Below are 24,697 nucleotides of genomic sequence, written 5' to 3' on the forward strand. Positions count from 1 at the left end.
CGGCAGGCGCGAAAATAATCGGATTTCAGCGGCTTAGCCTTTCATTTTGCACAATCGTCGGGACAATGCCCCCGAACTTGCCTTGGAGGATTCGCGAATGCGCGCCAAAAGACTGTCCCTTGTCCTGCTCTGCGCCTTCATGGTGTTCGCAGCCGCACCGGCAGTCCGCCAGGCGCTGGCCGAGGACGCCGCAAAGCCAGCCGATCCGGGCCTTTCGGACGTGCTGACCGATCTGTTGCATGGCGTTGAAGGCGAGAATTCCACCTCGGGGCCAGACAAGCGCGTGCCCTTCGGTCGCGAGGAGGTGCAGCTTTCGTTCGCGCCGCTGGTCAAGCAGACCGCGCCGGCCGTGGTCAACGTCTATGCCTCGCAGACGGCCAAGGTCACATCGCCTTTTGAAGGCGATCCGTTCTTCGAGGAGTTTTTCGGCCGCGCCCAGCCGCGCGCGCAGTCCTCGCTCGGCTCGGGCGTGCTCGTCGATCCGAGCGGTGTCATCGTCACCAATTTCCACGTCATCAAGGATGCCGACGAGGTCAAGGTGGCAACCGCCGACGGCCGCGAATTCACCAGTAAGGTGATGCTGAAGGACGAGACTCTCGATCTCGCCGTGCTCAAGATCGAATCCGACAAGCCGTTCCCGGTCATCGCCATCGGCGATTCCGACGCGCTCGAGGTCGGCGACCTGGTGCTGGCCATCGGCAACCCATTCGGCGTCGGCCAGACCACCACCAGCGGCATCGTTTCGGCACTCGCCCGCAGCCACATCGGCGTCTCGGATTCGGGCTATTTCATCCAGACCGACGCCGCCATCAATCCCGGCAATTCCGGCGGCGCGCTGATCAACATGGGCGGCCAGCTGGTCGGCATCAACACCGCCATCTACAGCCGCAGCGGCGGCTCGATCGGCATCGGCTTTGCCATCCCGGCCAACATGGTGCGGGCTTTCGCCGATGCCGCCAAGGCCGGCCTCGACTTCTTCGAACGGCCCTATATCGGCGCCGAGTTCGAGGCGGTGACGCCGCAGATCGCCGAATCGCTCGGCATGGAGAAGCCGACCGGGGCGCTGGTTTCTTCGGTTGAAGCAACGGGACCCGCGGGCAAGGCCGGGCTGAAGGCTGGTGATGTCGTCCTGCAGATCAACGGCAAGCCCGTCGAGAGCATCGAGGCGCTGGACTATCGCATGGCGACGCTGTCGATCGGCACCAAGGCCAATTTCGCAATCCTGACGAAAGGCAAGCAAGCGGCCATGGACATCGCGCTGGAGCGCGCGCCGGAGGGGGCGAAAGCCTCGGAAGTGACGCTGCATGGCCGCAGCCCGTTCTCGGGCGCCAAAGTCGCGGAATTGTCGCCGCGGCTTGCCCAGAAGCTTGGCCTGCGCACCGACCTCAAGGGCGTGACGGTGATCGATATCAACCGCGATTCGCCGGCCGCCGATTTCGGCTTCCAGCCGGGCGATATCGTGCGCGAGGTCAATGGCACCACCATCGACACCGCCGCAACGCTGGCGCAGGTAGCCCAGCAGGACACGCGCTGGTGGCGCTTTACCGTCGAGCGCGGCGGGCAGATACTGCGCCAGGTGTTGCGTTACTGAGTTCGATCTGAAGGGATCGCGCTCCAAACCAAAAGAAGTGCATGGCCGATCTGTTCAGCGTCGATGAACCGGAAAAAGCGCCGCCCGGGCGGCCGCTGGCCGACAGGCTGCGGCCGAAGAATCTTGGCGAAGTCGTCGGCCAGGAGCATCTGACCGGCCCCGATGGCGCGCTGACCCGGCTGATCGGGTCCGGCTCGCTCGGTTCGATGATTTTTTGGGGCCCGCCGGGCACCGGCAAGACCACTGTGGCGAGGCTGCTCGCCGGCGAAACAAGCCTTGCCTTCGAGCAGATATCGGCGGTGTTTTCCGGCGTCGCCGACCTCAAGAAAGTGTTCGAGACGGCCAAGCTGCGCCGCGCCAACGGTCGCCAGACCCTGCTTTTCGTCGACGAGATCCATCGCTTCAACCGTGCCCAGCAGGATTCCTTTCTCCCGGTCATGGAAGATGGAACGGTGGTTCTGGTCGGCGCCACGACCGAAAACCCGTCCTTCGAGCTCAACGCGGCCTTGTTGTCGCGCGCGCGCGTCATGGTCTTTCATTCGCTCGGTGAGGAGAGCATCGCCAAGCTGATGGTGCGGGCGGAGGACACGGAGGGTAGGGCGCTGCCGCTCGACGACGAGGCGCGGGCGATGCTGATCCGCATGAGCGATGGCGACGGCCGCGCATCGCTGACGCTCGCCGAGGAAGTCTGGCGTGCCGCCAAGCCCGGCGAGGTCTTCGATCCCGAAGGGCTGCAGCGCATCGTCCAGCGCCGTGCGCCGATCTACGACAAGGGCCAGGACGGCCACTACAATCTGATCTCGGCGCTGCACAAATCGGTGCGCGGCTCCGATCCCGATGCCGCGCTCTACTATCTCGCGCGCATGTTCGATGCCGGCGAGGATCCGCTCTATCTCGGTCGCCGGCTGGTGCGCATGGCGATGGAGGACATCGGCCTTGCCGATCCGCAGGCGCTGGTCGTCGCCAATGCCGCCAAGGACGCCTACGACTATCTGGGCTCGCCGGAGGGCGAACTGGCCTTTGCCGAGGCCACCGTCTATCTCGCCACCGCGCCCAAATCCAATGCCGTCTACACCGCCTTCAAGGCAGCCACACAGGCAGCCAAGCAGCATGGCTCGCTGCTGCCGCCAAAGCATATCCTCAACGCGCCGACCAAGCTGATGAAGGAAGAGGATTACGGCGCCGGCTATCGCTACGATCATGACGAGCCCGACGCTTTTTCCGGCCAGGACTATTTTCCGGAAAAGATGGGCCGGCAGACCTTCTATGATCCGCCTGAGCGTGGCTTCGAGCGCGATATCCGGAAGCGGCTCGATTATTGGGCGAAGCTGCGCAAAGAGCGGGAATAGCTGATTTGCGTCGGCCGGTGGTCGTCACGCTGCGAAACGAGGCTTCGCGTTGGGGTATTTCCGCCTCGGTTGTTCTCCACACGCTGCCCGCCGCGACGCTGGCGCTTATGCCGCTGCCAAAGCGGCCGAAGCGGCTGGAAGAGGAGCGGGTGTCGGTCGCCATTCTGACGCCACAGCAGTTCGAGGCCGCGACAAGGCCACCGCCGGCGCCAGCATCGCCTTCGGCACCCGAGGCACAAACGCCGGCGCCGGCACGAACATCAACACCAACACCATCGCCGAGTACTCCTCCAGCTCAACCGCCCACCGCGCCGGCCATGATCCGGCCGACCGAAATGCTATCGGCCAAGACGCTTGCCGATCCGCGCAGCCGGCAGGCGCGCGCCGATCTCGCGACCTTCGCCTCCGATGAGCGCATGGTGCAATTGTGCAATCTCAAGGCCATGGACCAGATCCGGCGATGGCGCGCGGATTTTCAGCCGGAACGCGTCGTGCCCTACGCAACGGCCGAAGAGAAGATCAGCGGCACCACGATCGCCGCCGATGGCGCGGCTTTCCGCAGTCGCAAAAACTGGTATAGTCTGAAGTTCAACTGCCAGCTCGCACGAGACGGCGAAAGCGTCATCGGTTTTGAGTTCCTGGTCGGCGATCCCGTGGCCAGGGAGAAATGGGACGAGTTCGGCTTGCCAGCGGTGCATTGACCCCAGCGATGCATTGGCCGAGGTCTGGCAAATTCCACCAGGCAGCTGCGGGCCACGACGTCGTGGCGTTGTGCGGCGACCCAAAAAACCTTATCAAGGCGCACGGCCGGGCGGTGGTCGTTGCCGTGATTTGGCACACTCATTCGCAACAGGATCGCGCTCCGCGCGTGGAAAAATGACAAAAACCCTTCGCAAATCCCTTCGCAAATTCGCCATCGCCATCCCGCTTCTCGCCCTTGGCTTCTACTTCATCCCCATCCTGACGACGATCTTTATCGTCTGCGGCCTGATCGACGTGCTGCGCAACGACAGGAAGGATCTGTCGCTGTTCTCAGGCTATTTCCTCGGCAACGGTCTTTTCACCTGGCTGCTGTCGCCCTTCAACCTTCTGGTCGATCTGCTCTGCTACAGGAACCCCGGCGTGTGGAAGCTGGAACAGTTTCCGGAGGACTATCAGCGCGAGGTCAATGAGGTCCTGGACATCTTCAAGGCGCGCAAGGACGAGATCATCGCCGACATCGACGCCAATTTCGGCGCCGGCCGGCGCGGCATGTATGTCTACCAGTGGTATGGCAAGCACAGGATCGACAACGTCGCCGAGTTCAACAAGGATTTCAAATACATCAAGACCATCGCCGTATCGGTCTTCAGCAAGCGCGAATCGACCTCCTGGCATTTCGGCCCGCTGCGGCTCAGCCTGCGCATCCTCTACAATCTGATCCCGGTGAAAGCCGAAATCTTCGTCGAATGCGGCAACGTCAAGAACTACTGGTACGACAACCCGCAGTTCATTTTCGACGACACGCTGCTGCACCGCTCGGTCAATGAATATGACGGCCGCCGCTACTGCGTGTTCATGGACATTATCAGGCCGTCCCCGTTCCCGAGGTTAATCGCCGGCATGCTCGCGGTTGTCTCCGTCAGCGTCGAGCGCATCAATTCGATGTTCTACAAGAACTGGAAGATGATCGGCTCGACCAAGCCGAAAAAGGTCGAAACCACCTGATCTGAAAGCTTCGCGGCGCTGCTGGCAGCGTTCTGGCGCGCTTTTAGCGGTCGGTCGCCTCCCGCAAATGCTGTTGGACCATTGTCTTATAGCGCCAACAGTCGCTGATCCCCTACAACTCGATGCAGCGGATATATCTGAACGGATATAGCGCTGCTTGAGTTGGAAGCGCCTTGGGAGGATGAGGTGAGCGGACAGCCGGCCCATCATGCCGATATCGTCCAGGCGGCCATTGCCACCAGCGATGCCGCCCGATCGGCGTTGGTTGCCTCCTGGAGGCGCTCGCTCACGGTGCATGGGCTGGATCCTGGCCAACGACAGGCGCCTCGTCGGCTGACCGAAGGCGAGTTCAGGCTGGCGCGGCAGCGGGTCGAGCAGCTGCTGCGGGCTGCGAATGCGAGCCTAGATCGTCTCTATCTTGCGGTCGGCGGCATTGGCTGTTGCGTCCTGCTTGCTGATCGCGACGGTATCCCGGTCGAACGCCGCGGGGCTTCCGCCGATGACGAGACCTTCGACGAATGGGGCCTGTGGACCGGGACAGTATGGAGTGAGGACTCCGAGGGCACCAACGGCATCGGCACATGCCTCGCCGACCAGCGCGCGCTGACCATCCACCGCGACCAGCACTTCTTTTCGAGCAACACGCTGCTCAGCTGCACCACGGCGCCGATTTACGACCACGTGGGCAATCTGGCTGCCGCGCTCGATGTCTCGTCGTGCCGGTCGGATCTGACCGAAGGCTTTGTCGGCCTGATCGCCATGGCGGTCGGTGATGCCGCTCGCCGCATCGAGGCCGAGAATTTTCGCCTGTCTTTTCCCAATGCCCGCATTCTGCTTGCCTCGGCGGCCGAGCGCAGCGCCGGCGCGTTGATTGCGGTCAACGGCGATGATCTGGTCGTCGGTGCGACCCGCTCGGCGCGGCAGAGCCTCGGCATCACGCAACAGGCTCTGGCCAGGGGGCTGCCCGCCGCCGACATCCTTGGTGACGTCGCCAAGGCCGCGGAGGAACTCGAGGAAGCGGAGCGCGGAGTAATCCAGCGGGCGATCGCGCGCGCCGATGGTAACGTCTCTGCCGCCGCGCACAATCTCGGCATTTCGCGAGCCACTCTGCATCGCAAGCTCGCCCGCTTCGGCATCCGCCGGCCACATTGAGTTTCGGCGTCAAACCTGTCGCAATCTTGCGACAGTCGGCCTTGGGTGGATGACTTGCCCGGGCCGACAAAGCCCGAGGCTGTCCGCAATCTCCCTGGCAGCGCAGTACATCCCGTACCGCTGTTTCCTGGGAGGAAGACGATGAACAAGGTGGAATTTTCCCGCACGGCCAAGGTTCCCTTCGCCAAGCGCTACGACAACTACATCGGCGGCAAATGGGTGGCGCCGCATTCAGGAAAGTATTTCGACAACACCTCGCCGGTGAACGGGAAGCCGCTTGGCGAAATCGCCCGTTCGGATGCGAACGACATCGAGGCGGCGCTTGATGCCGCGCACAAGGCCAAGGACGCCTGGGGCAGGACCAGCCCGGTTGCGCGCGCGTTGATCCTCAACCGTATCGCCGACCGCATGGAAGACAATCTCGACCTTCTGGCGCTCGCCGAGACCTGGGATAATGGCAAGCCGATCCGCGAGACGACCGCGGCCGACCTGCCGCTCGCCATCGACCATTTCCGCTATTTCGCTGGAGCCGTACGCAGCCAGGAAGGCGGCATCTCCGAGATCGACCACGACACCGTCGCCTATCATTTCCATGAGCCGCTTGGCGTCGTCGGCCAGATCATTCCCTGGAATTTCCCGCTGCTGATGGCGGTATGGAAACTGGCGCCGGCCCTTGCCGCCGGCAATTGCGTGGTGCTGAAGCCCGCCGAACAGACGCCCGCCACCATCATGCTGTGGGCGGACCTGATCGGCGACCTGTTGCCCGATGGCGTGCTCAACATCGTCAACGGCTTTGGTCTGGAGGCCGGCAAGCCGCTCGCTTCCTCGAACCGCATCGCCAAGATCGCCTTTACCGGTGAGACGACGACCGGTCGGCTGATCTCGCAATATGCCAGCCAAAACCTCATCCCGGTGACGCTCGAACTCGGCGGCAAGTCGCCCAACATCTTCTTCCAGGACGTGACATCGGAGGACGATGATTTCTTCGACAAGGCGATCGAAGGCTTCGTCATGTTCGCGCTCAACCAGGGCGAGGTCTGCACCTGCCCCAGCCGCGCGCTGGTGCATGAGAAGATCTATGACAAGTTCATGGAAAAGGCGCTGAAGCGCGTGAAGGCGATTGTCCAGGGCGATCCGCTCGACCCGGCAACCATGATCGGAGCACAGGCATCAAGCGAGCAGCTGGAAAAGATCCTCAGCTACTTCGATATCGGTCGCAAGGAAGGCGCCGAAGTGTTGGCCGGTGGCGAACAAAACCACCTGCCGGGCGATCTGGCCGGCGGCTACTACGTCAAGCCGACCGTGTTCAAGGGTCACAACAAGATGCGCATCTTCCAGGAGGAGATTTTCGGGCCGGTTGTCTCGGTGACGACCTTCAAGGATGACGACGAGGCATTGTCGATCGCCAACGACACGCTCTATGGCCTCGGTGCCGGTATCTGGAGCCGTGACGCGAATCGCTGCTATCGCTTCGGTCGCGCCATCCAGGCCGGCCGTGTCTGGACAAACTGCTACCACGCTTATCCCGCGCACGCGGCGTTCGGCGGCTACAAGCAGTCCGGCATCGGCCGCGAAAACCACAAGATGATGCTCGACCACTATCAGCAGACCAAGAACATGCTGGTCAGCTACAGCCCGAAGAAGCTCGGCTTCTTCTGATCGCCTCCCAAGGCAAGCGCATGGTCCTTTCCGAGGGATCATGCGCGCTCTGTTCATGCGGCCAGGCTGCCAGCCGCGCCTGAGGTTTCTTCATGGAGGACGGCATGCCAGACAAGGTTTCCCTGGGAAAGGTCTCGGCCACGCCGGAAGCCATCGCTTTCCTGGCGGAGATCATCGCCGATCACGGTCCGGTGCTTTTCCACCAGTCCGGCGGCTGTTGCGACGGCTCCTCGCCAATGTGCTACCCCCGCAGCGATTTCATCGTCGGCGACAATGACGTCATGCTGGGCGAGATCGGCGACACCCCGGTCTACATCAGCGCTTCGCAATATGAGGTGTGGAAGCACACCGACCTTCTCATCGATGTGGTGCCGGGCAGGGGTGGCATGTTCTCGCTCGACAATGGACGTGAGAGGCGGTTTCTGACACGTTCAACTATGTGTGCGATCCCATCGCCCTCGGCGTGAAGGGATTGACGACACCGCCTTCGCAGGGGCAGTAGACGGCGATGTTCAATCTGCTTCTCGTGGTCGTCGGCGGCGGCATCGGCGCCGGCATCCGCCATCTCACCAATATGGGCGCGCTGCGCCTCGTCGGCCCCAACTATCCCTGGGGCACGATGGCCATCAACATTGTCGGCTCCCTTGCCATGGGCCTGTTCATCGCCATACTGGCGCGTCGCGGCGGATCGAACGAAGTCAGGCTGTTTGTCGCCACCGGCATCTTTGGCGGCTTCACGACGTTCTCCGCCTTTTCGCTCGATTTCGCGACACTGTGGGAGCGGGGAGCCACGCTGCCGGCGTTCGGATATGCGCTGGCCAGTGTCATTGGCGCCATCATCGCCCTGTTTCTGGGACTTTGGCTCGCAAGAAGCCTGCCTTAATGCTATTGCCGCGCCAAGCGCAGGCCGAGCCCTGCTTTGGAAACGGATAAGCGAAGACAATATGGCAGGCGTTGAACAGATCACGGTGGAGGCCGGCGAGGCGGGCATGCGGCTCGATCGTTGGTTCAAAACCCATTTCCCGGGCCTTGGTTTCGGCCATTTGCAGAAGCTGCTGCGCTCCGGCCAGATCCGCGTCGATGGCGGCCGCGTCAAGGCCGACAGCCGTGTCGAGCCTGGCCAGGTGGTGCGCATCCCGCCACTCGAGGTCGACAAGAAGGGCGAGAGCGCGCTGACCGGCCATTCGATCCGCAACCAGGGCGATGCCGACGTTCTGGCAAAAATGCTGATCCATGAGGATCCGAATGTTTTCGTCTTCAACAAGCCCGCGGGTTTGGCGGTGCAGGGTGGCTCGGGCGTCACGCGCAATGTCGACGACATGCTGGAAGCCTGGCGCAACCAGAAGGGCGAGAAGCCACGGCTGGTCCACCGGCTCGACCGCGACACGTCGGGCGTGCTGGTCGTCGCCCGCACCCGGCTCGCGGCAATGAAGCTTTCCGAAGCGTTCCGCGCCCGCGAGACCAAGAAAACCTATTGGGCGCTGGTCAAGGGCGTGCCGCCAAAGCGCGAGGACAAGATCTCGACCTGGCTGATCAAGGAGCCGACCGAGGACGGCGACCGTGTGCGGGTGGCTGCGCATGGTGAAAAAGGCGCCGATCACGCCGTATCCTACTACCGCATCATCGAGCAGGCGGCGCAGACCATGACCTGGCTGGAGATGGAGCCTTATACGGGCCGCACCCACCAGCTTCGCGTCCATGCCGCCTATATCGGCTGCCCGATCATCGGCGACCCGAAATATTTCGAGGCCGACACCAACTGGGATTTCCCGGGCGGCATTCAAAACCGCCTGCATCTGCATGCGCGCCGCATCATCATTCCGCACCCGGACAAGGGCGTCATCGACGTCACCGCACCGATGCCGCCGCATATGCGCCAGAGCTGGAACCTGATCGGCTTCGACGACGCCAGCGCGGAGGATTGAGCTTGAGCGGCGCCACCGACGCGCTCGATCGGCGCGACGCAGTCGACATGGCCGCCGCCGCCATCATGGTCGGCCTGACCTTTTCCTGGAGCCTGAACTACGTCGCCGCCAAAATCTCCTACGCCGGCTACGACCCTGTCTTCCTGTCGATCGCGCGCTCGATCATCGGCGGCTTCTGCGTCTTCCTCTGGTGCCGCTGGCGCGGCATCGCGCTGTTCACGCGCGATGGCACATTGCTGGCCGGCATAGCCGTCGGCGTGCTTTTCGGCATCGAGTTCCTCTGCCTCTATGTCGGCCTGGAGCACACGACCGTTGCCCGCAACACGCTGCTGCTCAACACCATGCCGTTCTGGATGCTGATTGGCGGGCACTTCCTGCTTGGCGAACAAATCACCATGCTCAAGTTCCTTGGCCTGCTGCTGGCCTTCGCCGGCCTTGCCACCGTCTTTTCCGACAAGCTTGGCGGCGGGGACATGCTGTTCGGCGATCTGCTCAGTCTCGGCTCCGGATTTTTTTGGGCTTGGACCAATATCCTCATCAAGCGGTCGAAACTGGTCGAGGCGAGCGCGGAGAAACTGCTGCTCTATCAGCTCGCCGGCGCGGCGATCGTCGGCATATTGGTGCTGCCTCTCGCCGGGCCGCCAGTACGTGACCCGTCCTTGTTGCCGACATTGGCGCTGCTTTTCCAGGCGATCTACATCGTCGCCTTCACCTATGTCCTGTGGTTCTGGCTGCTGCGCCGCTATCCAGCCTCCGGCCTGTCCAGCTTCACCTTCCTGTCGCCGGTTTTCGGCGTTTTGTGCGGCGCGATCATCTTGAACGAGCCGCTGACCATTCGCATTTTTCTGGCACTTGGCTTGATTGCGGCGGGGCTGATCATGGTCAACCGGCAGGCACGCAAGCTGACACCGGTGTGAGAGAGACTTTTCATGCGTGACATCCTCAAAGACCTCGAAGCCGGAAAATATCTTTCCGATCCGGATCCGGTGCGCCGCGCCCAGATCCAGATGAAGACGCCGCTGCCCAAGCGCTTCTACAAGACCGCTTCGGTTGCGCCGGTGGAGGAAGGTTTCGCCGTGCATCTCGACGGCAAGCCGGTGCGCACGCCGGGCAAGGCGCTGCTGGCGCTGCCGACCGAGGCGGCTGCAGCGCTGGTTGCCGACGAATTCGCCGAGCAGGGCGAGACGATCAATCCGGTGACGATGCCGGTGATGCGCCTGGTCAACACCGCCATCGACGGCGTTGCCAGCGATCCGCAGGCGGTGCTGGAGGACATACTGCGTTTTGCCTCGTCCGATCTGCTCTGCTACCGCACTGATGCGCCAGAAGGGCTGGTCGACCGGCAAAACGAGCAGTGGGATCCGGTCATCGATTGGGCGCGTGCCACACTCGGAGCCCGCTTCAACCTTGCCGAGGGGATCATCCATGTCGAGCAGCCGCGCGAGACGATCGCCATTCTTGGCAGTCATCTTGCTCAGCGCGCCGAGCCGCTGCGGCTGGCCGCCATCCACCTCATGACCTCGCTGACCGGTTCGGCGCTGCTGGCGCTGGCCGTCGATTTCGGCGAGCTCGACGTAGAGGCCGCCTGGGCGGCCGGCCATGTCGACGAGGACTGGCAGATCGAGCATTGGGGACAGGACGCCGAAGCGCTCGCGCGCCGCGCCGCCCGCAAACGCGACATGATGGCTGCCGTCGGCCTTCTCGAAGCGCTCAAGGCCTGATCTCAGGTCCTTACCGCAGCGCACCTAATACCAAAGTCATAATCCCATCGTCGCTCTGCCGTTGGCGGGCGCTTTCTGTCATTTTTTCCGCGATGGCTGTCGTGAGTCCGTGTTCGGAGGAGAACGCTGACACCGCCACGCGGCATCGAGGACAAGGGTCTCACGGGAGGACAACTCAATGGCAATGGCATCGACCGCCGGCGGAACGAGCCGCGGCATGACGCGGGAAGAGAAGAAGGTCATCTTCGCTTCCTCGCTCGGCACCGTTTTCGAATGGTATGATTTCTATCTCTACGGCTCACTGGCGGCCTTCATCGGTTCGACCTTTTTCAGCCCGGCCATTCCCGAGGCGACGCGCAACATCTTCGCGCTGCTGGCCTTCGCTGCCGGCTTCCTTGTCCGCCCGTTCGGGGCGCTGTTGTTCGGTCGCATTGGCGATCTTGTCGGCCGCAAATACACATTCCTCGTCACCATGACGATCATGGGCCTGTCGACCTTCCTGGTCGGTCTGCTGCCCGGCTATGCGACCTTGGGCATCGCCGCTCCGGTGATCTTGATCGGCCTGCGCATGCTGCAGGGCCTGGCGCTCGGCGGCGAATACGGTGGTGCGGCGACCTATGTTGCCGAGCACGCACCCGATGATCGCCGCGGCTTCTACACGTCCTGGATCCAGACGACGGCGACGCTCGGCCTGTTCCTGTCGCTGATCGTCATCCTGATTGTCCAAGGGTCGTTGAGCAAGGAAACCTACGCCAATTGGGGCTGGCGCATTCCTTTCATCGTCTCTTTCCTGCTGCTCGCCGTTTCGATCTGGATCCGGTTGTCTCTCTCGGAGTCCCCGACCTTCCAGAAGATGAAGGACGAAGGGAAGGGCTCCAAGGCGCCGCTCTCGGAAGCCTTTGGCCAGTGGAAGAACGCCAAGATCGCCCTGCTGGCATTGCTCGGCCTCACCGCCGGTCAGGCCGTCGTCTGGTACAATGGCCAATTCTACGCACTGTTCTTCCTGCAGAACGTGCTGAAGGTCGACGCGCAGTCCGTCAACATCATGATCGCCGCCGCGCTGGCGCTTGGCTCGATCTTCTTCGTCGTGTTCGGCTGGCTGTCCGACAAGATCGGCCGCAAGCCGATCATCATGGCTGGCCTTGCGCTGGCCATCGTCTGCACCTTCCCGCTGTTCAAGGCATTGACCTGGGCCGCTAACCCGGCGCTCGCCAAGGCACAGCAGAGCACACGGGCAACGGTGACGGCAGCTCCTGGCGACTGCAAGTTCCAGTTCAATCCGGTCGGTACGGCGAAGTTCACGACGTCCTGCGACATCGCGACGTCATTCCTGACCAAGAACTCGGTCCCCTATGACGTGGTGTCGACCGCTGCGGCCGGAACGGCTGCGTCGGTCAAGATCGGTACGGAGACGGTGGCATCCTACGATGCGGTCGCCGCAGGCGATCAGGCCAAGGCCAAGGACGCTGCCTTCGTCAAGGCCGTCAACATGTCGCTGCAGGACGGCGGTTATCCGCTGAAGCGCGCGGCGATCAAGGTTGCCGATCAGAAGCTCGATGCCTTCATCGCAGCCAATCCGGAACTCAAGCTCGACGCCGCTGCCATCCGCGGCGGCGAAAAGGCAGCCGTGCCAACCGACCAGGCGGTCAAGGACAAGCTTCTGACCGCTGACGAGGCAGCGGGAGCGCCTGAGGTCACCGTCTACAACATACCGGGCGGCGGCGCCTTCGCCATGTTCGCTGATCCGGCGGCAGTGAACTGGCCGATGACGATCGGTATCCTGTTCATCCTGGTTCTGTTTGTGACCATGGTCTATGGGCCGATCGCGGCGATCCTGGTCGAGATGTTCCCGACCCGCATCCGCTACACCGGCATGTCGTTGCCCTATCACATCGGCAATGGCTGGTTCGGCGGCCTGCTGCCGGCGACCGTGTTCGCGCTCAGTGCCTACAAGGGCGATATCTATTATGGCCTTTGGTATCCGGTGGTGATCGCCGCGATCACGCTGGTTATTGGCATGATCTTCGTCAAAGACACGCTCGGAACCGATCTGCACGCTAAGCAGTAGCCGATCGGATCGGCGTGGAAATGAAAAGCCCGGCGTGAGTGATCACGCCGGGCTTTTTCGTGTGTGAAAACGATGCGGTAGGTTCAGCTTTTGCGCTGATTTTCTTCCTCGACGGCTGCTTCGTGATACCAGCCGTCAAAATCGGCGTGCGTGTAACGCAGCGAGGCGACCTCTGCCGCGAATTTCGCCTTCGCGCCTAAATTTGAGGCAGATTTGCGCGGTGCCAGAGGGAACATCAGAATTTTTGCCGACGGACGGGAGGGGACGACTTCCATGGGCGGTCTCCTTTCTTTTTCAGGAGCTTGTCGATTCAGCTTTCCTACAAGATAGGTCCTGCGATTCATTTAGGCAATATGCCTACGAAAAGATCAGTAATTGCCTAATATTTATGCATAATCCTGGTTTGACCGATATGGGCCCAGTGATGAGGCGGCTCAGCAAATTCGACGCGATATCACGGCCATTTTGCCGCACCCGCCGAAGCCGGAGTGGCACACGAATTGCATTTTAGGGATCGGCAGCGCCGGCTGCCGACGGCAGACGCATGTCGACGCCGTTTGGTGTTCGGTGAACAAGCAACGAGAGGCTAGAATGACGAAATATAAGCTCGAGTACATTTGGCTCGATGGTTACACCCCGGTTCCCAACCTTCGCGGCAAGACGCAGGTCAAGGAATTCGCCGAATTCCCGACGCTCGAAGAGCTGCCGCTGTGGGGCTTCGACGGTTCCTCCACGATGCAGGCCGAGGGCCACAGCTCCGATTGCGTGCTTAAGCCGGTCGCGGTTTATCCGGACCCGACCCGCACCAACGGCGTGCTGGTCATGTGCGAAGTCATGATGCCTGATGGTGTCACGCCGCACGCATCCAACAAGCGCGCCACTATCCTCGATGACGAGGGTGCGTGGTTCGGCTTCGAGCAGGAATATTTCTTCTACAAGGACGGCCGCCCGCTCGGCTTCCCGGAGAGCGGCTATCCCGCGCCGCAGGGCCCTTACTACACCGGCGTCGGCTACAAGAACGTTGGCGATGTCGCGCGCCAGATCGTCGAGGACCATCTCGACCTTTGCCTCGCCGCCGGCATCAACCATGAAGGCATCAACGCCGAAGTGGCCAAGGGCCAGTGGGAATTCCAGATTTTCGGCAAGGGCTCCAAGAAGGCCGCCGACCAGATGTGGATCGCCCGCTATCTGCTTCTGCGCCTCACGGAAAAGTACCGCATCGACATCGAGTTCCACTGCAAGCCGCTCGGCGATACCGACTGGAACGGCTCGGGCATGCATGCCAACTTCTCGACCGCCTATATGCGCGAAGTCGGCGGCAAGGCGTATTTCGAATCGCTGATGGCGCAGTTCGACAAGAACCTGATGGACCACATCGCCGTCTACGGCCCGGACAACGACAAGCGTCTGACCGGCAAGCATGAGACCGCACCGTGGAACAAGTTCAGCTACGGCATCGCCGACCGTGGTGCGTCGATCCGTGTGCCGCACTCCTTCATCAAGAATGACTACAAGGGTTATCTGGAAGACCGCCGCCCGAACTCGCAAGGCGACCCCTACCAGATCGCTTCGCAGATCCTGAAGACCATCTCGGAGGTTGCGACCGACGCGAAGGTCTCGGCCGCTGCCTGATTGTTTTCACGGCGGGCCACGAGACGGCTCGCTATTGAAGAAAGCAAAAAGCCCCGGCGGGAAAAACGCCGGGGCTTTTTGCATATGCTCGCGGGATCCGAATGCGCTGGCCGCTCTCAGCCGGAGACAACTCCACGAGCCTTCAGCGTTGCTAAAACCTTGGCATGCGGCAAAGCAGGGCTGCGGTTGCCGTCACGGCCGATCATGTCGCTGTTGGCGAGGAGCGCGTTGAGCACAGCCTCCTCGGTCGCCTGCACGACGGCCGTGTAGAAATCGTCCATGCGTCCCCATGGGATGAAGTCCATGTGGCTGTAGCTCTCTTCACTGGCCGGGCCTTTGGGAAAGCGGCCGTTGAGCGCATCGCGGTTTGCGGTCGAAAAGGCGAGAAAAATATCGCCGGAAAAATGCGAGCCGGTGGTGCCCGTCCGCGCCAAGCCGAGCGGCACACGCCGGGCCAGCGCCTTGCACTGGCCGGGCAGAAGTGGCGCGTCGGTGGCGACGATACCGATGCAGGAGCCGGCGCCCGTCGGGCCGCCGCGGAAATACGACTCCATCGGGTTGTCGTCCGCCAGCTGATCGCCGAGCGGTACGCCGGCGATGGTGAGTTCATGGCGCGAGCCGAAATTGGCCTGCAGGAAGACGCCGACCGTGTAGGAGCGATGGCCGTAGTCGACGATCCGCGAGGCGGTGCCGGAACCGCCCTTGAAGGCGTAGCAGTTCATGCCCGTGCCGCCGCCGACCGAGCCTTCCTCGATGTGCCCGCCCGCCGCATTGTCGATCGCGGCGATGGCGTGATCGACCGTGACATGCGAGCCATTGATGTCGTTGAGATAGCCATCCCAGGTTTCGGCCACCACCGGCAGCAGCCACTGGTTGGCGACATCGGGCTTGTGGCGCGCCACCCAGTCGATGATGCCGCGATGGCAAGGGCCGATCGCATGGGTGTTGGTGATCAGGATCGGCAGGCTGATGCTGCCGGCCTCCTCAATCCACGATGCGCCGGTCATCTCGCCATTGCCGTTGAAGGAGTGGTAGCCGGCCGCACAGGCGACACCGACGCCGTCATGGCCGAACGGCAGGATGGCCGTCACGCCGGTGCGCGCCGGCCCCTGTCCGAGGTTGAGCTTGCCTTCGCCTTGGATGATTGTGGAATATCCGACCAGGACACCGTCGACATCGGTGATGGCATTGGCGCGGCCGGGCGTGCCTTGCAGGGGAATGGCGAGCGCCCGGGCTCGTGCTTTGCCGGCTGGCGTGGTGGTCTGCGTCGGCAGTTGGTCCATGCTTGGGGTTCGCTCCGTTGATGTAAGCCGGCTCAGCGAAGGCTGCAGCCGGTGGCAAGCTCGGCATAGCTGGTCAGGATTGCCAGCGCCGAAGGCTGATCGACCGCGGGCACGACGTTGACGAGATGCAGCCCCAGGCCGTCCTCGAGCACCACCAGGCTGCGCGCGATCGTCTCGCTGCCCGCCGCCAGTTTGAAGATGCCGGTGGCGGCACCCGCTTCCAGGATGCCGACATAGATCGACACCTGCCGTTCGAACAAAGTGATGTGGCGGGCGGCGTAGCTCGCATCCGAGCGCGAATAGGCGCCGAGCTCGAGCAGCAGCCGGCAGAGCTGGTCGTCCGCGTCGGTCGGCAGCCCGCTTTCGATCATCGTCTTCAGCCGCAGCCGCGGATCGGCGGTCTCGGCGACCGACGCCGCGCGCAGTGTGCAGAACCGCTCGACGGCCTTGCGCTGCACATCGTCCAGCAGGTCCTTCAGGCCGGGATAGTAGTAGAGCAGGGCGCTCGAACTCATCCCTGCCTCATTGGCGACGTCGCGCAGCGTGACGCCGGCAAGGCCGCGCCTGGCGATCATCGATTCTGCCGCCGCGACCAGGGTGAGGCGGCGATCGGTCTGGGTTTTGGGTCGTCCCATTTCTGTTTCCTGAATTGGATTCAGTTTAAAACTGGCGTGCGAAATTTTGCAAGCACCAATGCGCCATATTTGTTGACGATATCTGACTCGATCGATAGGTTCCGCAGCGGAGGATAATTTTTATCTGATTAAAAAAAAGGGGGAGGACGATGTCTACAAACGAAGCAGCAACAGGGGCGGTCGACAAGGCCGCGCCAACCGCCAAGGGACTGGACCGGGCACTCAATGCGCTGGGCACGCTGATGATCGTGCTCTCGGCGGTGACGCCGGCATCCTCGGTGTTCATCATCGTGCCGGGTGTCATCGCGCTGGCCGGCACGGGCTCATTCCTGAGTTTCGTTATCGCTGCGGTCATCGGCCTGTTCATGGCCTTCGTCTATGCCGAACTGTCGTCGGCCTATCCGATGGCCGGCGGCGAATACACCATGATCGGTCGCACGCTTGGCCGCTTCTGGGGCTTTGTCACGCTGGTGCTGGTGTTCGTCTCGATCGTGCTGATCGTCGCTGTCATCGCGCTCGGCGTCGGCACCTATCTCGGCGTGCTCATTCCCAACCTCAGCCCGCAATGGGTCGGCGTGGTGACGATCGCGCTGGCCGGTACGGTCGCGGCCATGCGCATCAAGCTCAACGCCTTTGTCACCGGCATCTTTCTCGGCATCGAGATGCTGGCGCTGCTGATCCTGACCGGTCTCGGCTTTGCTCATGTCGAGCGGCCGCTCTCCAGCCTGTTCACATCGCCGCAATTGCTCGATGGTACCAACACGCTGGTCCCGGCCTCGGCCGGCATCATCCTTGCGGCCACCGCCGTTTCGCTCTTCGCCTATAATGGCTATGGCGCCGCCGCCTATTTCGGCGAGGAGACGCAGGACGCCAAACGCAATATCGGCAAGGTCGTGGTCTGGGCGCTGTTGATCACCGTCGCCGCCGAGCTCATTCCGCTGACCGCAGTGCTGCTCGGCTCCCCGGATCTGGTGGGCCTGCTAGCAGCGCCGCAGAAGATCGAGTACTTCCTCGAGGCGCGGGGCGGTCATGCGCTGACCGTGCTGATCAGCCTTGCCATCGCCGTCGCCATCTTCAACGCGGTCATCGCCATCATCCTGCAGGCGGCACGGCTGCTGTTCAGCTCCGGCCGCGACAAGACCTGGTTCGGTCCGATCAACGCCGCGGTCGCCTCTGTCCATGGCAGCTATGCGTCGCCGTGGATCGCCACCATCGTCGTGTCGGTGCTGGCAGCGGTCGCCTGTTTCATCGACATCAACCTGTTGCTGGTGGTCAGCGGCACGTCGCTGGTGGTGATCTACGCGCTTCTATGCGTGTCGGTGTTTGCCGGGCGCCGCAACGGCAGCACGGCCGGCGGACACTACCGCATGCCGTTGTTTCCAGTGCCGGCCATTCTGGCCTTCGTGGCGCTGGTCTATGTCGCCTATCAGAACCTGCTCGACGCCGCCTTCGGCCGCCCGAGCCTGATCGCCACGCTGCTGATCATGGTCGTCGCGGCGATCTATTATGTGCTGGTGCTCGCCAGGCGAACGGACTGGAATCTGCACGGCCCCGACGAGCTTGCCGGATAGGCGTCACCCTCCGACTCTTGTCCCTGCAAGAACCCCGGCTTCGGTCGGGGTTCTCTCTTTTTGCAGTGATGGCCTGACGGGACGAATACCCCCAAAAAAAGTCAGGTTGAAAAGGATCGAACAAATTCACCGGACGGGGAGGCTTTTGGCAGACGCTCGTCGTTACCACTGGTGTCGTGCGTTTCCGAGTTCGTTGAAAAAGCCCGGAAAACGGCCTGTTCCGGCTCATCCGTACACCAACGATCCTCTCTATAAGCCTCTGTTCATACATCGAAATCGGCGATTTATGCCTCCGGCCGGCGGCGTTGACAGATCACGCTGCGGCATGCGTATTCACGGGCCATGGGGTTACGCCAAAGCGATGCTGTTCGAACGGGGCGGGGTTTCTTGAACGACGGCATTGGCGGGGGCGCCGGACGAGCGGGCATTGCAGCCTGAGGCAGTGTGCCGCTCGCTCCTGGCGTTTTGTTGCGCTGGAAATGGCTGCGCGTTAGCCTTCCTTTGAAGCTTCTGCCGGGGCACTGGCCCGGGCAAGTCCGACCATCAAACAATCCTTAAGAACCAAAAGAGCTCGCCACGCTGTTGGGCGGCCACGCGATTCATCGCGAAGCGTTGAGACAGCAAAAAGCCCTTGAAGGGGAAATCCTTCAAGGGCTTTTCAACGCTATCCGAGGGGTTCTTACACCGAATAGTACATGTCGTATTCGACCGGATGCGGGGTCATTTCGAAGCGCATCACTTCGGCCATCTTCAGCTCGATGTAGCTGTCGATCTGGTCGTCGTCGAAGACGCCGCCGGCCTTCAGGAAGCCGCGGTCCTTGTCGAGGCTCTGCAGCGCTTCACGCAGCGAACCGCAGACGGTCGGGATCTTCTTCAGCTCCTTCGGCGGCAGGTCGTAGAGATCCTTGTCCATCGGCTGGCCGGGATGGATCTTGTTCTTGATGCCGTCGAGGCCGGCCATCAGCATGGCGGCGAAGGCGAGGTAGGGGTTCGCGCCCGGATCGGGGAAGCGGACCTCGACGCGCTTGGCCTTCGGCGACGAGCCGAACGGGATGCGGCAGGAGGCCGAGCGGTTGCGTGCCGAATAGGCGAGCAGCACCGGCGCTTCGTAGCCGGGCACCAGACGCTTGTAGGAGTTGGTCAGCGGGTTGGTGAAGGCGTTGATCGCCTTGGCGTGCTTGATGATGCCGCCGATGTAGAACAGGCAGCTTTCCGACAGGCCGGCATATTCATTGCCGGCGAAGGTTGGCTTGCCGCCCTTCCAGATCGACTGGTGGACGTGCATGCCCGAGCCATTGTCGCCGAAGATCGGCTTCGGCATGAAGGTGGCCGTCTTGCCGTAGGCGTTGGCGACCTGGTGCACGACATACTTGTAGATCAGCATCTTGTCGGCGTTGCGGACCAGCGTGTCGAACTTGATACCGAGCTCGTGCTGAGCGGCGGCGACCTCATGGTGATGCTTTTCGACACGCACGCCCATTTCGGCGAGCACGGTCAGCATCTCGGAGCGCATGTCCTGCGCGCTGTCGATCGGCGGCACCGGGAAATAGCCACCCTTGACACGCGGACGGTGACCGAGGTTGCCGGTCTCGTAGTCAGTGTCGTCATTCGACGGCAGTTCGGTGGAATCGAGCTTGAAGCCGGTGTTGTAGGGGTCGGCCTTGTACTTGACGTCATCGAACACGAAGAACTCGGCTTCCGGGCCGACGAAGATCTGGTCGCCGATGCCTTCGGCCTTCATGTAGGCCTCGGCCTTCTTGGCGGTGCCGCGCGGGTCGCGGTTGTAGGATTCGCCCGAAACCGGATCGAGGATGTCGCACAGGATGACCATGGTCGACTGGGCGAAGAACGGGTCCATGTGAACGGTATCCGGATCGGGCATCAGCACCATGTCGGACTCGTTGATGGCCTTCCAGCCGGCAATCGAAGAGCCGTCGAACATGACGCCATCGGCAAACATGTCTTCCTCGACCTCGACGACATCCATCGTTACGTGCTGCAGCTTGCCCTTCGGGTCGGTGAAGCGCAGGTCGACGAATTTCACGTCGTTGTCCTTGATCTGCTTCATGATGTCTTTGGCTGTCGTCATGTCATGTATCCCTGTTTGATGACGTTTTTTGATGGATGACGTTTCTTAGAGGATGGTCGCGTCAGACGGCGTCCATTCCGGTTTCGCCGGTGCGGATGCGCACGACTTCCTCGATATTGGAGACGAAGATCTTGCCGTCGCCGATACGGCCGGTCTGGGCCGCCTTGCGGATGGCCTCGATCGCGCCTTCGACCGCATCGTCGCCGAGCACGACCTCGATCTTCACCTTGGGCAGGAAATCGACGACATATTCGGCGCCACGGTAGAGTTCGGTATGGCCTTTCTGGCGTCCGAAGCCCTTGGCCTCGGTCACGGTGATGCCTTGCAGTCCGGCCTCCTGAAGCGCTTCCTTCACTTCGTCCAGCTTGAATGGCTTGATGATCGCTTCGATCTTTTTCATGTAAAAAGTGGCCTCCACTGCCAAAAAAACGGGTTGTGAGCCCCCGCTTGCGCCTCCATCAAGCACGAACTGTGCCAGATAGCTGGATTCGAAGCGGTTTCATACGATTTCCAAGTCACGTCGCGCCGAGGTGCAAATTCGCGTCATCCGATGCATCGGATGCGGCATGAGCTGCTGAAGCCTACACAGTGCCAGCACTTGCATCCGCATAATAATTGGGCAGATCGCCCATTGATTGTGCATCTTTGCGCCTTGATACCCTCCTGGCGACATGGCCGCAGCTGAGATGAACTCCTCTTCGTTTGCTTCGGCCCGAAAACTGGACAATGCTTGATCGAATGCGGATCGGCAATCCATGAGCGATGAACTTCTTACCTCCGCCGAAATGGGCGAGGCGGATCGACTGACCATTGCCGCCGGCCCGCTCGACGGCTATGGCCTGATGCGGCGAGCCGGCGAGGCGGTCGCTGCCGTCGTCCTGGCACGCTATCCCGCCGCTAGCCGTGTGCATGTGCTGTGCGGCCCTGGCAACAATGGCGGCGACGGCTATGTCGTGGCGCGCCTGCTGGCCGAGGCTGGCGTCAATGTCGCCGTCTGGGCGGAGGGCAAACAGAAGCCTGGAAGCGACGCGGCGCTGGCTTCCGAGGCCTGCAATCTGCCGGTCAACCATCTGAATGATTTTCATCCTACGGCAGGCGAGGTTGTCGTCGACGCGCTTTATGGCGCCGGACTTTCGAAGAACCTTTCTCCTTACGCTCAGGCGGCTTCGGGGATCAGCGGAGCGGAGAAAGTGCCAGTCGTGTCGATCGATCTGCCGTCGGGCGTGTCCGGTGACACCGGATTGACCAAGGCCTATTTCGAAGCCGCCGTGACGGTGACTTTTGTGCGGAAAAAGCATGGCCATCTGTTGATGCCCGGGCGCAGCCTGTGCGGCGAGATTATCGTTGCCGACATTGGCATACCGGATACGATCGTTGACCAGCTCAAGATCACGACGTTTGAGAACACGCCGGACCTCTGGCTGCGATGGCATTTCCCGAGAACGGCACTCGACACGCATAAATATAAACGTGGCCATGTCGGCGTCTTTTCCGGCGGACCATCGGCGACCGGTGCGGCGCGGCTGTCAGCGATGGCTGCCGCCAGAACAGGGGCAGGGGCAGTGACCGTGCTATCGCCCGCCAATGCCATGCAGGTCAACGCTACACACCTGACCTCAATCATGCTGCGCGCGGTAGATACGGTGGCTGACGCAGGCGAATTCATCGACGACAAGCGGCATACGGCGTTCGTTCTTGGCCCCGGATTCGGAGTCGGCGAGAAAGCCCGCAATTTTGCCTTGCGATTGCTCAAACAGGACAAAGCCTATGATTTCGAACGCATGGGCTTGTTTGGAGGCATTGTGCTCGACGCCGACGGTCTGACTTCGTTTCGCGACGCTCCAGATGCTCTCTTCGACGCGGCGCGCCGTGTCGGGGCGCCGTCATTGGTGCTGACACCCCATGAGGGCGAATTCGCTAGGCTTTTTCCCGACATTGCCGATGAGAAGAAGCAGTCAAAACTTGCCAAGGCGCGTGCGGCGGCGGCGCGCGCCAATGCCGTTGTTGTCTACAAGGGCGCCGACACAGTGATCGCGGCGCCGGACGGCCGAGCAGCGATTAACGCCAATGGAGCACCCTGGCTTGCTACAGCCGGCTCCGGCGACGTGCTGGCAGGCGTTCTTGCCGGATTGCTGGCACAAGGCATGCCGCCTTTCCAAGCCGCCAGCGCCGCGGTCTGGATCCACGCTGAAGCTGGCCGCCGGTTCGGACCAGGCTTGATTGCCGAGGATCTGCCGATGGCTCTGGTGCCTGTGCTGCGCGAATTGATCGAAAGCCAGCCGGACCTTCGATGAGACGCCTTGCTGTCCTTTTCACCGCGCTTGTCATAGCCGCATTGGTGGCAAGGTCGGCGAATGCCGCCGAGCAGCCTGTAACCATCGTCGACGATCCGGCGGTTCTCGCCGCGCTCGATGCCAAGGGCTTCGGCTTCGCCGGCATTTTCAGCGTCGATGGCGCGGACGATTTGAAAACGCTCTATGACAAGGCGCCGGCCTATCATGCGATCGTCGACACAGTGGCGGCCGATATTGCCGCGCTGCGGGCCGAGATGAAGGCCGGCGGGCGCACGCTCTACGAGGTGACCGACGCCAATGTCGGCCGCATCATGGATATGCGCTGGCTGAAGACGGAGGCGGCGCGCTTCCGACTGGTCGGCGTCGTCAACCGGCTCGACCGGCATGATTTTGCTGCCCTGGAAGGCGACAAGAGCTGCGGCGAGGTGCGTTTCATCTATCGCCTTGCCTACAGTTTCAAGAAGGGCGGCAAGGTCCTGGCCTCGCGGCTGCCGTTCAACTTCAACGCCGTCTACAGTGCGGCACCCGACGCCGATGGCGGCTGCGTCGGCGTTGCCGGACGCTGGACGCCGCAGCTGGATGAAAGCGTCGACGCCGGCTGGCTGACCGGCGGGCCGTTGGAGCGCGCCGGGCTCACCTTCAAGCAGCTTGAACTCAATGCGCAGGTGGTGCGCTTTCCCTCCGGTCAGGAGACCGAGTTCGGCGGGCAGGCGGCCTATCTCATGCGGATCTTCGGCATCGAAGGCGCTACCGTCAGCGAGAAGCCGCTGGAGAACACGCCGGACACAGCGCGGCTCTCGCAAGATGCGGCGCTGAAGAAAGAGCTCGCCGATTACGTCAGCGCCAATGTCGCGGCGGTCGATCTCGGCGTCTACGAAATCCCCGACGCATTCCTGGCGAAGAAGGTCATCTCGTGGTCGACCTTCGGCAGCGCAAGACAGGCCAACCATCCGTTTACGCAATTATTCCAATCCAAGGAATTCGCATCGCTCGATTATTCCACGCCGAAACTGCTGCGCACGCCGGAGGCGCTGGTCGAGCGGCTGGACAATGGCGCCTGCCAGGGCTGTCACCAGGCGGGGTCCACCGCCGGCTTCCACTTCATAGGCCTCGACGACAAGACGACATCGCCGCTCAACCGCATCGAGGTCGGCATCTCGCCGCATCTTCACGCCGAAATTCCCCGGCGCCAGGCCTGGCTGCGCGCAACGCAAGAGGCCAAGGAGCCGAACCGCTACCGGCCGCTGTCCTTCGCGCCGCCTGCGACATGGACCGATACCGGCGACGTCGATTACGCGCCGGCCGAGATGGCGATGCCATGCCTGATGCCGGACGACACCAAACGTTTTGGAGAGACCTGGCAGTGCGGCGGCGGCACGATCTGCACACCGCTGGCAACCGCATCGGGCGTGCGCACCACTCTGGCGCAATGTCTGCTGCCCAAGGACAGCCCAAAAATGTTCTCCGGCCATCCCTGTCTGACCGGGTCGATCGCCAGCAACGCGGCGCAGCCTTTCAACGACCGCTACAGCATCACGGGTCAGTTCGCGGCCTTTGCGCCGGATGTCTCGCGCACCGCCTACACCTGCCGGCCCCCGAAGATCGGCGTGCCGGCCGGCATTGCCTACCGCGCTTGCGACGACAAGGACCGCAGCTTTGCCGCCTTCAAGAAGGGCAAGCCGATGCCGAACGAGATTTGCGGGCTGGTCGGCGGCAAGAAATTCGACGTCTGCGTGGCGACCAACAATTTCGACCAGTGCCTCGGCGGCGCCGTCAATCGCGGCAACCGGCCGGCCTGCTCGGCCGATCACTTCTGCCGCGAGGACTATATGTGCCAGTCGCTGCCGCCGGACACGCCGGGTGCAGCCAAGGTCAAAGGCATCGGCTTCTGCTCGCCGACCTATTTCATCTTCCAGATGCGCATCGACAACCACGCAACGCCCTGGGCGAGCCCTACCAGCGCCACCATGGACGCGGGATTCGGCGCTGCGGAGGAGGAGTAGGCGTCTCGCGGGGTCGTC

21 protein-coding genes are annotated in these 24,697 nt (G+C 62.3%); 16 read left to right on the plus strand and 5 right to left on the minus strand.

Annotated features, from left to right (window positions below; all coding sequences use genetic code 11):
• Positions 1-97: 97 nt before the first annotated feature.
• The 12 genes from CKW40_RS29225 (at position 98) to CKW40_RS29280 (ending at position 13,172) form a co-directional block, all read left to right on the plus strand.
• Positions 98-1,591, plus strand: a complete 1,494-nt coding sequence (locus CKW40_RS29225; RefSeq protein WP_095203289.1) for a DegQ family serine endoprotease — start codon at positions 98-100, stop codon at positions 1,589-1,591.
• 41 nt (positions 1,592-1,632) lie between these two features.
• Complete coding sequence (locus tag CKW40_RS29230) at positions 1,633-2,940, plus strand: replication-associated recombination protein A (protein WP_095203290.1); 1,308 nt, start codon at positions 1,633-1,635, stop codon at positions 2,938-2,940.
• A gap of 5 nt (positions 2,941-2,945) precedes the next feature.
• Entirely contained in the window at positions 2,946-3,641 is a 696-nt protein-coding gene (locus CKW40_RS44695) for a DUF930 domain-containing protein (RefSeq protein WP_244571326.1), read from the plus strand.
• 175 nt (positions 3,642-3,816) lie between these two features.
• A complete protein-coding gene (locus tag CKW40_RS29240; protein ID WP_095203291.1) occupies positions 3,817-4,647 on the plus strand; it encodes an aspartyl/asparaginyl beta-hydroxylase domain-containing protein in 831 nt (276 codons plus the stop codon).
• A gap of 186 nt (positions 4,648-4,833) precedes the next feature.
• Complete coding sequence (locus CKW40_RS29245; protein WP_095203370.1) at positions 4,834-5,799, plus strand: helix-turn-helix domain-containing protein; 966 nt, start codon at positions 4,834-4,836, stop codon at positions 5,797-5,799.
• A 141-nt stretch (positions 5,800-5,940) separates the two neighbouring features.
• Positions 5,941-7,458 carry an aldehyde dehydrogenase gene (gene adh, locus CKW40_RS29250; protein WP_095203292.1) on the plus strand — a complete coding sequence of 506 codons (1,518 nt, stop codon included), beginning with the start codon at positions 5,941-5,943 and terminating at the stop codon, positions 7,456-7,458.
• Positions 7,459-7,562: 104 nt separating this feature from the next.
• Positions 7,563-7,925 carry a DUF779 domain-containing protein gene (locus CKW40_RS29255; protein WP_095203371.1) on the plus strand — a complete coding sequence of 121 codons (363 nt, stop codon included), beginning with the start codon at positions 7,563-7,565 and terminating at the stop codon, positions 7,923-7,925.
• A 41-nt stretch (positions 7,926-7,966) separates the two neighbouring features.
• On the plus strand, positions 7,967-8,341 hold the full coding sequence (crcB, locus tag CKW40_RS29260; protein ID WP_095203293.1) for a fluoride efflux transporter CrcB: 375 nt from the start codon (positions 7,967-7,969) through the stop codon (positions 8,339-8,341).
• 61 nt (positions 8,342-8,402) lie between these two features.
• Positions 8,403-9,383, plus strand: a complete 981-nt coding sequence (locus CKW40_RS29265; RefSeq protein WP_095203294.1) for an RluA family pseudouridine synthase — start codon at positions 8,403-8,405, stop codon at positions 9,381-9,383.
• Positions 9,384-9,430: 47 nt separating this feature from the next.
• Complete coding sequence (locus CKW40_RS29270; RefSeq protein ID WP_179298160.1) at positions 9,431-10,300, plus strand: DMT family transporter; 870 nt, start codon at positions 9,431-9,433, stop codon at positions 10,298-10,300.
• 12 nt (positions 10,301-10,312) lie between these two features.
• Positions 10,313-11,104: an ATP12 family chaperone protein gene (locus CKW40_RS29275; RefSeq protein ID WP_095203296.1), complete on the plus strand. Its 792-nt coding sequence runs from the start codon at positions 10,313-10,315 to the stop codon at positions 11,102-11,104.
• Between the two features lie 178 nt (positions 11,105-11,282).
• On the plus strand, positions 11,283-13,172 hold the full coding sequence (locus CKW40_RS29280; RefSeq protein WP_095203297.1) for an MFS transporter: 1,890 nt from the start codon (positions 11,283-11,285) through the stop codon (positions 13,170-13,172).
• An 83-nt stretch (positions 13,173-13,255) separates the two neighbouring features.
• Here CKW40_RS29280 and CKW40_RS29285 read toward each other — a convergent pair whose 3' ends face one another.
• A complete protein-coding gene (locus tag CKW40_RS29285; protein ID WP_095203298.1) occupies positions 13,256-13,447 on the minus strand; it encodes a DUF2735 domain-containing protein in 192 nt (63 codons plus the stop codon).
• 316 nt (positions 13,448-13,763) lie between these two features.
• Between CKW40_RS29285 and CKW40_RS29290 the strand changes: the two genes are divergently transcribed.
• A complete protein-coding gene (locus CKW40_RS29290; protein WP_095203299.1) occupies positions 13,764-14,804 on the plus strand; it encodes a glutamine synthetase beta-grasp domain-containing protein in 1,041 nt (346 codons plus the stop codon).
• 116 nt (positions 14,805-14,920) lie between these two features.
• On the opposite strand, the gene CKW40_RS29295 is transcribed toward CKW40_RS29290, so the two are convergent.
• Both CKW40_RS29295 and CKW40_RS29300 read right to left on the minus strand, forming a co-directional pair.
• Positions 14,921-16,087 (minus strand): DmpA family aminopeptidase, encoded by a 1,167-nt coding sequence (locus tag CKW40_RS29295; protein WP_095203300.1) that lies wholly within the window; start codon positions 16,085-16,087, stop codon positions 14,921-14,923.
• A 32-nt stretch (positions 16,088-16,119) separates the two neighbouring features.
• Complete coding sequence (locus tag CKW40_RS29300) at positions 16,120-16,722, minus strand: TetR/AcrR family transcriptional regulator (protein WP_095203301.1); 603 nt, start codon at positions 16,720-16,722, stop codon at positions 16,120-16,122.
• A 149-nt stretch (positions 16,723-16,871) separates the two neighbouring features.
• Here CKW40_RS29300 and CKW40_RS29305 point away from each other — a divergent pair, with 149 nt between their 5' ends.
• A complete protein-coding gene (locus CKW40_RS29305) occupies positions 16,872-18,293 on the plus strand; it encodes an APC family permease (protein ID WP_095203302.1) in 1,422 nt (473 codons plus the stop codon).
• Between the two features lie 679 nt (positions 18,294-18,972).
• Here CKW40_RS29305 and glnA read toward each other — a convergent pair.
• Positions 18,973-20,382 (minus strand): type I glutamate--ammonia ligase, encoded by a 1,410-nt coding sequence (gene glnA, locus CKW40_RS29310; protein ID WP_095203303.1) that lies wholly within the window; start codon positions 20,380-20,382, stop codon positions 18,973-18,975.
• 61 nt (positions 20,383-20,443) lie between these two features.
• On the minus strand, positions 20,444-20,782 hold the full coding sequence (locus CKW40_RS29315; RefSeq protein ID WP_006205430.1) for a P-II family nitrogen regulator: 339 nt from the start codon (positions 20,780-20,782) through the stop codon (positions 20,444-20,446).
• A gap of 355 nt (positions 20,783-21,137) precedes the next feature.
• Between CKW40_RS29315 and CKW40_RS29325 the strand changes: the two genes are divergently transcribed.
• Together CKW40_RS29325 and CKW40_RS29330 are read left to right on the plus strand one after the other, a co-directional pair.
• Complete coding sequence (locus CKW40_RS29325; protein WP_095203305.1) at positions 21,138-22,676, plus strand: NAD(P)H-hydrate dehydratase; 1,539 nt, start codon at positions 21,138-21,140, stop codon at positions 22,674-22,676.
• Positions 22,673-24,679 (plus strand): hypothetical protein, encoded by a 2,007-nt coding sequence (locus CKW40_RS29330; RefSeq protein ID WP_095203306.1) that lies wholly within the window; start codon positions 22,673-22,675, stop codon positions 24,677-24,679. The genes CKW40_RS29325 and CKW40_RS29330 overlap by 4 nt, the downstream gene beginning before the upstream one ends.
• Positions 24,680-24,697: the final 18 nt, after the last annotated feature.

Source organism: Mesorhizobium carmichaelinearum (assembly GCF_900199455.1).
GTDB lineage: Bacteria > Pseudomonadota > Alphaproteobacteria > Rhizobiales > Rhizobiaceae > Mesorhizobium > Mesorhizobium carmichaelinearum.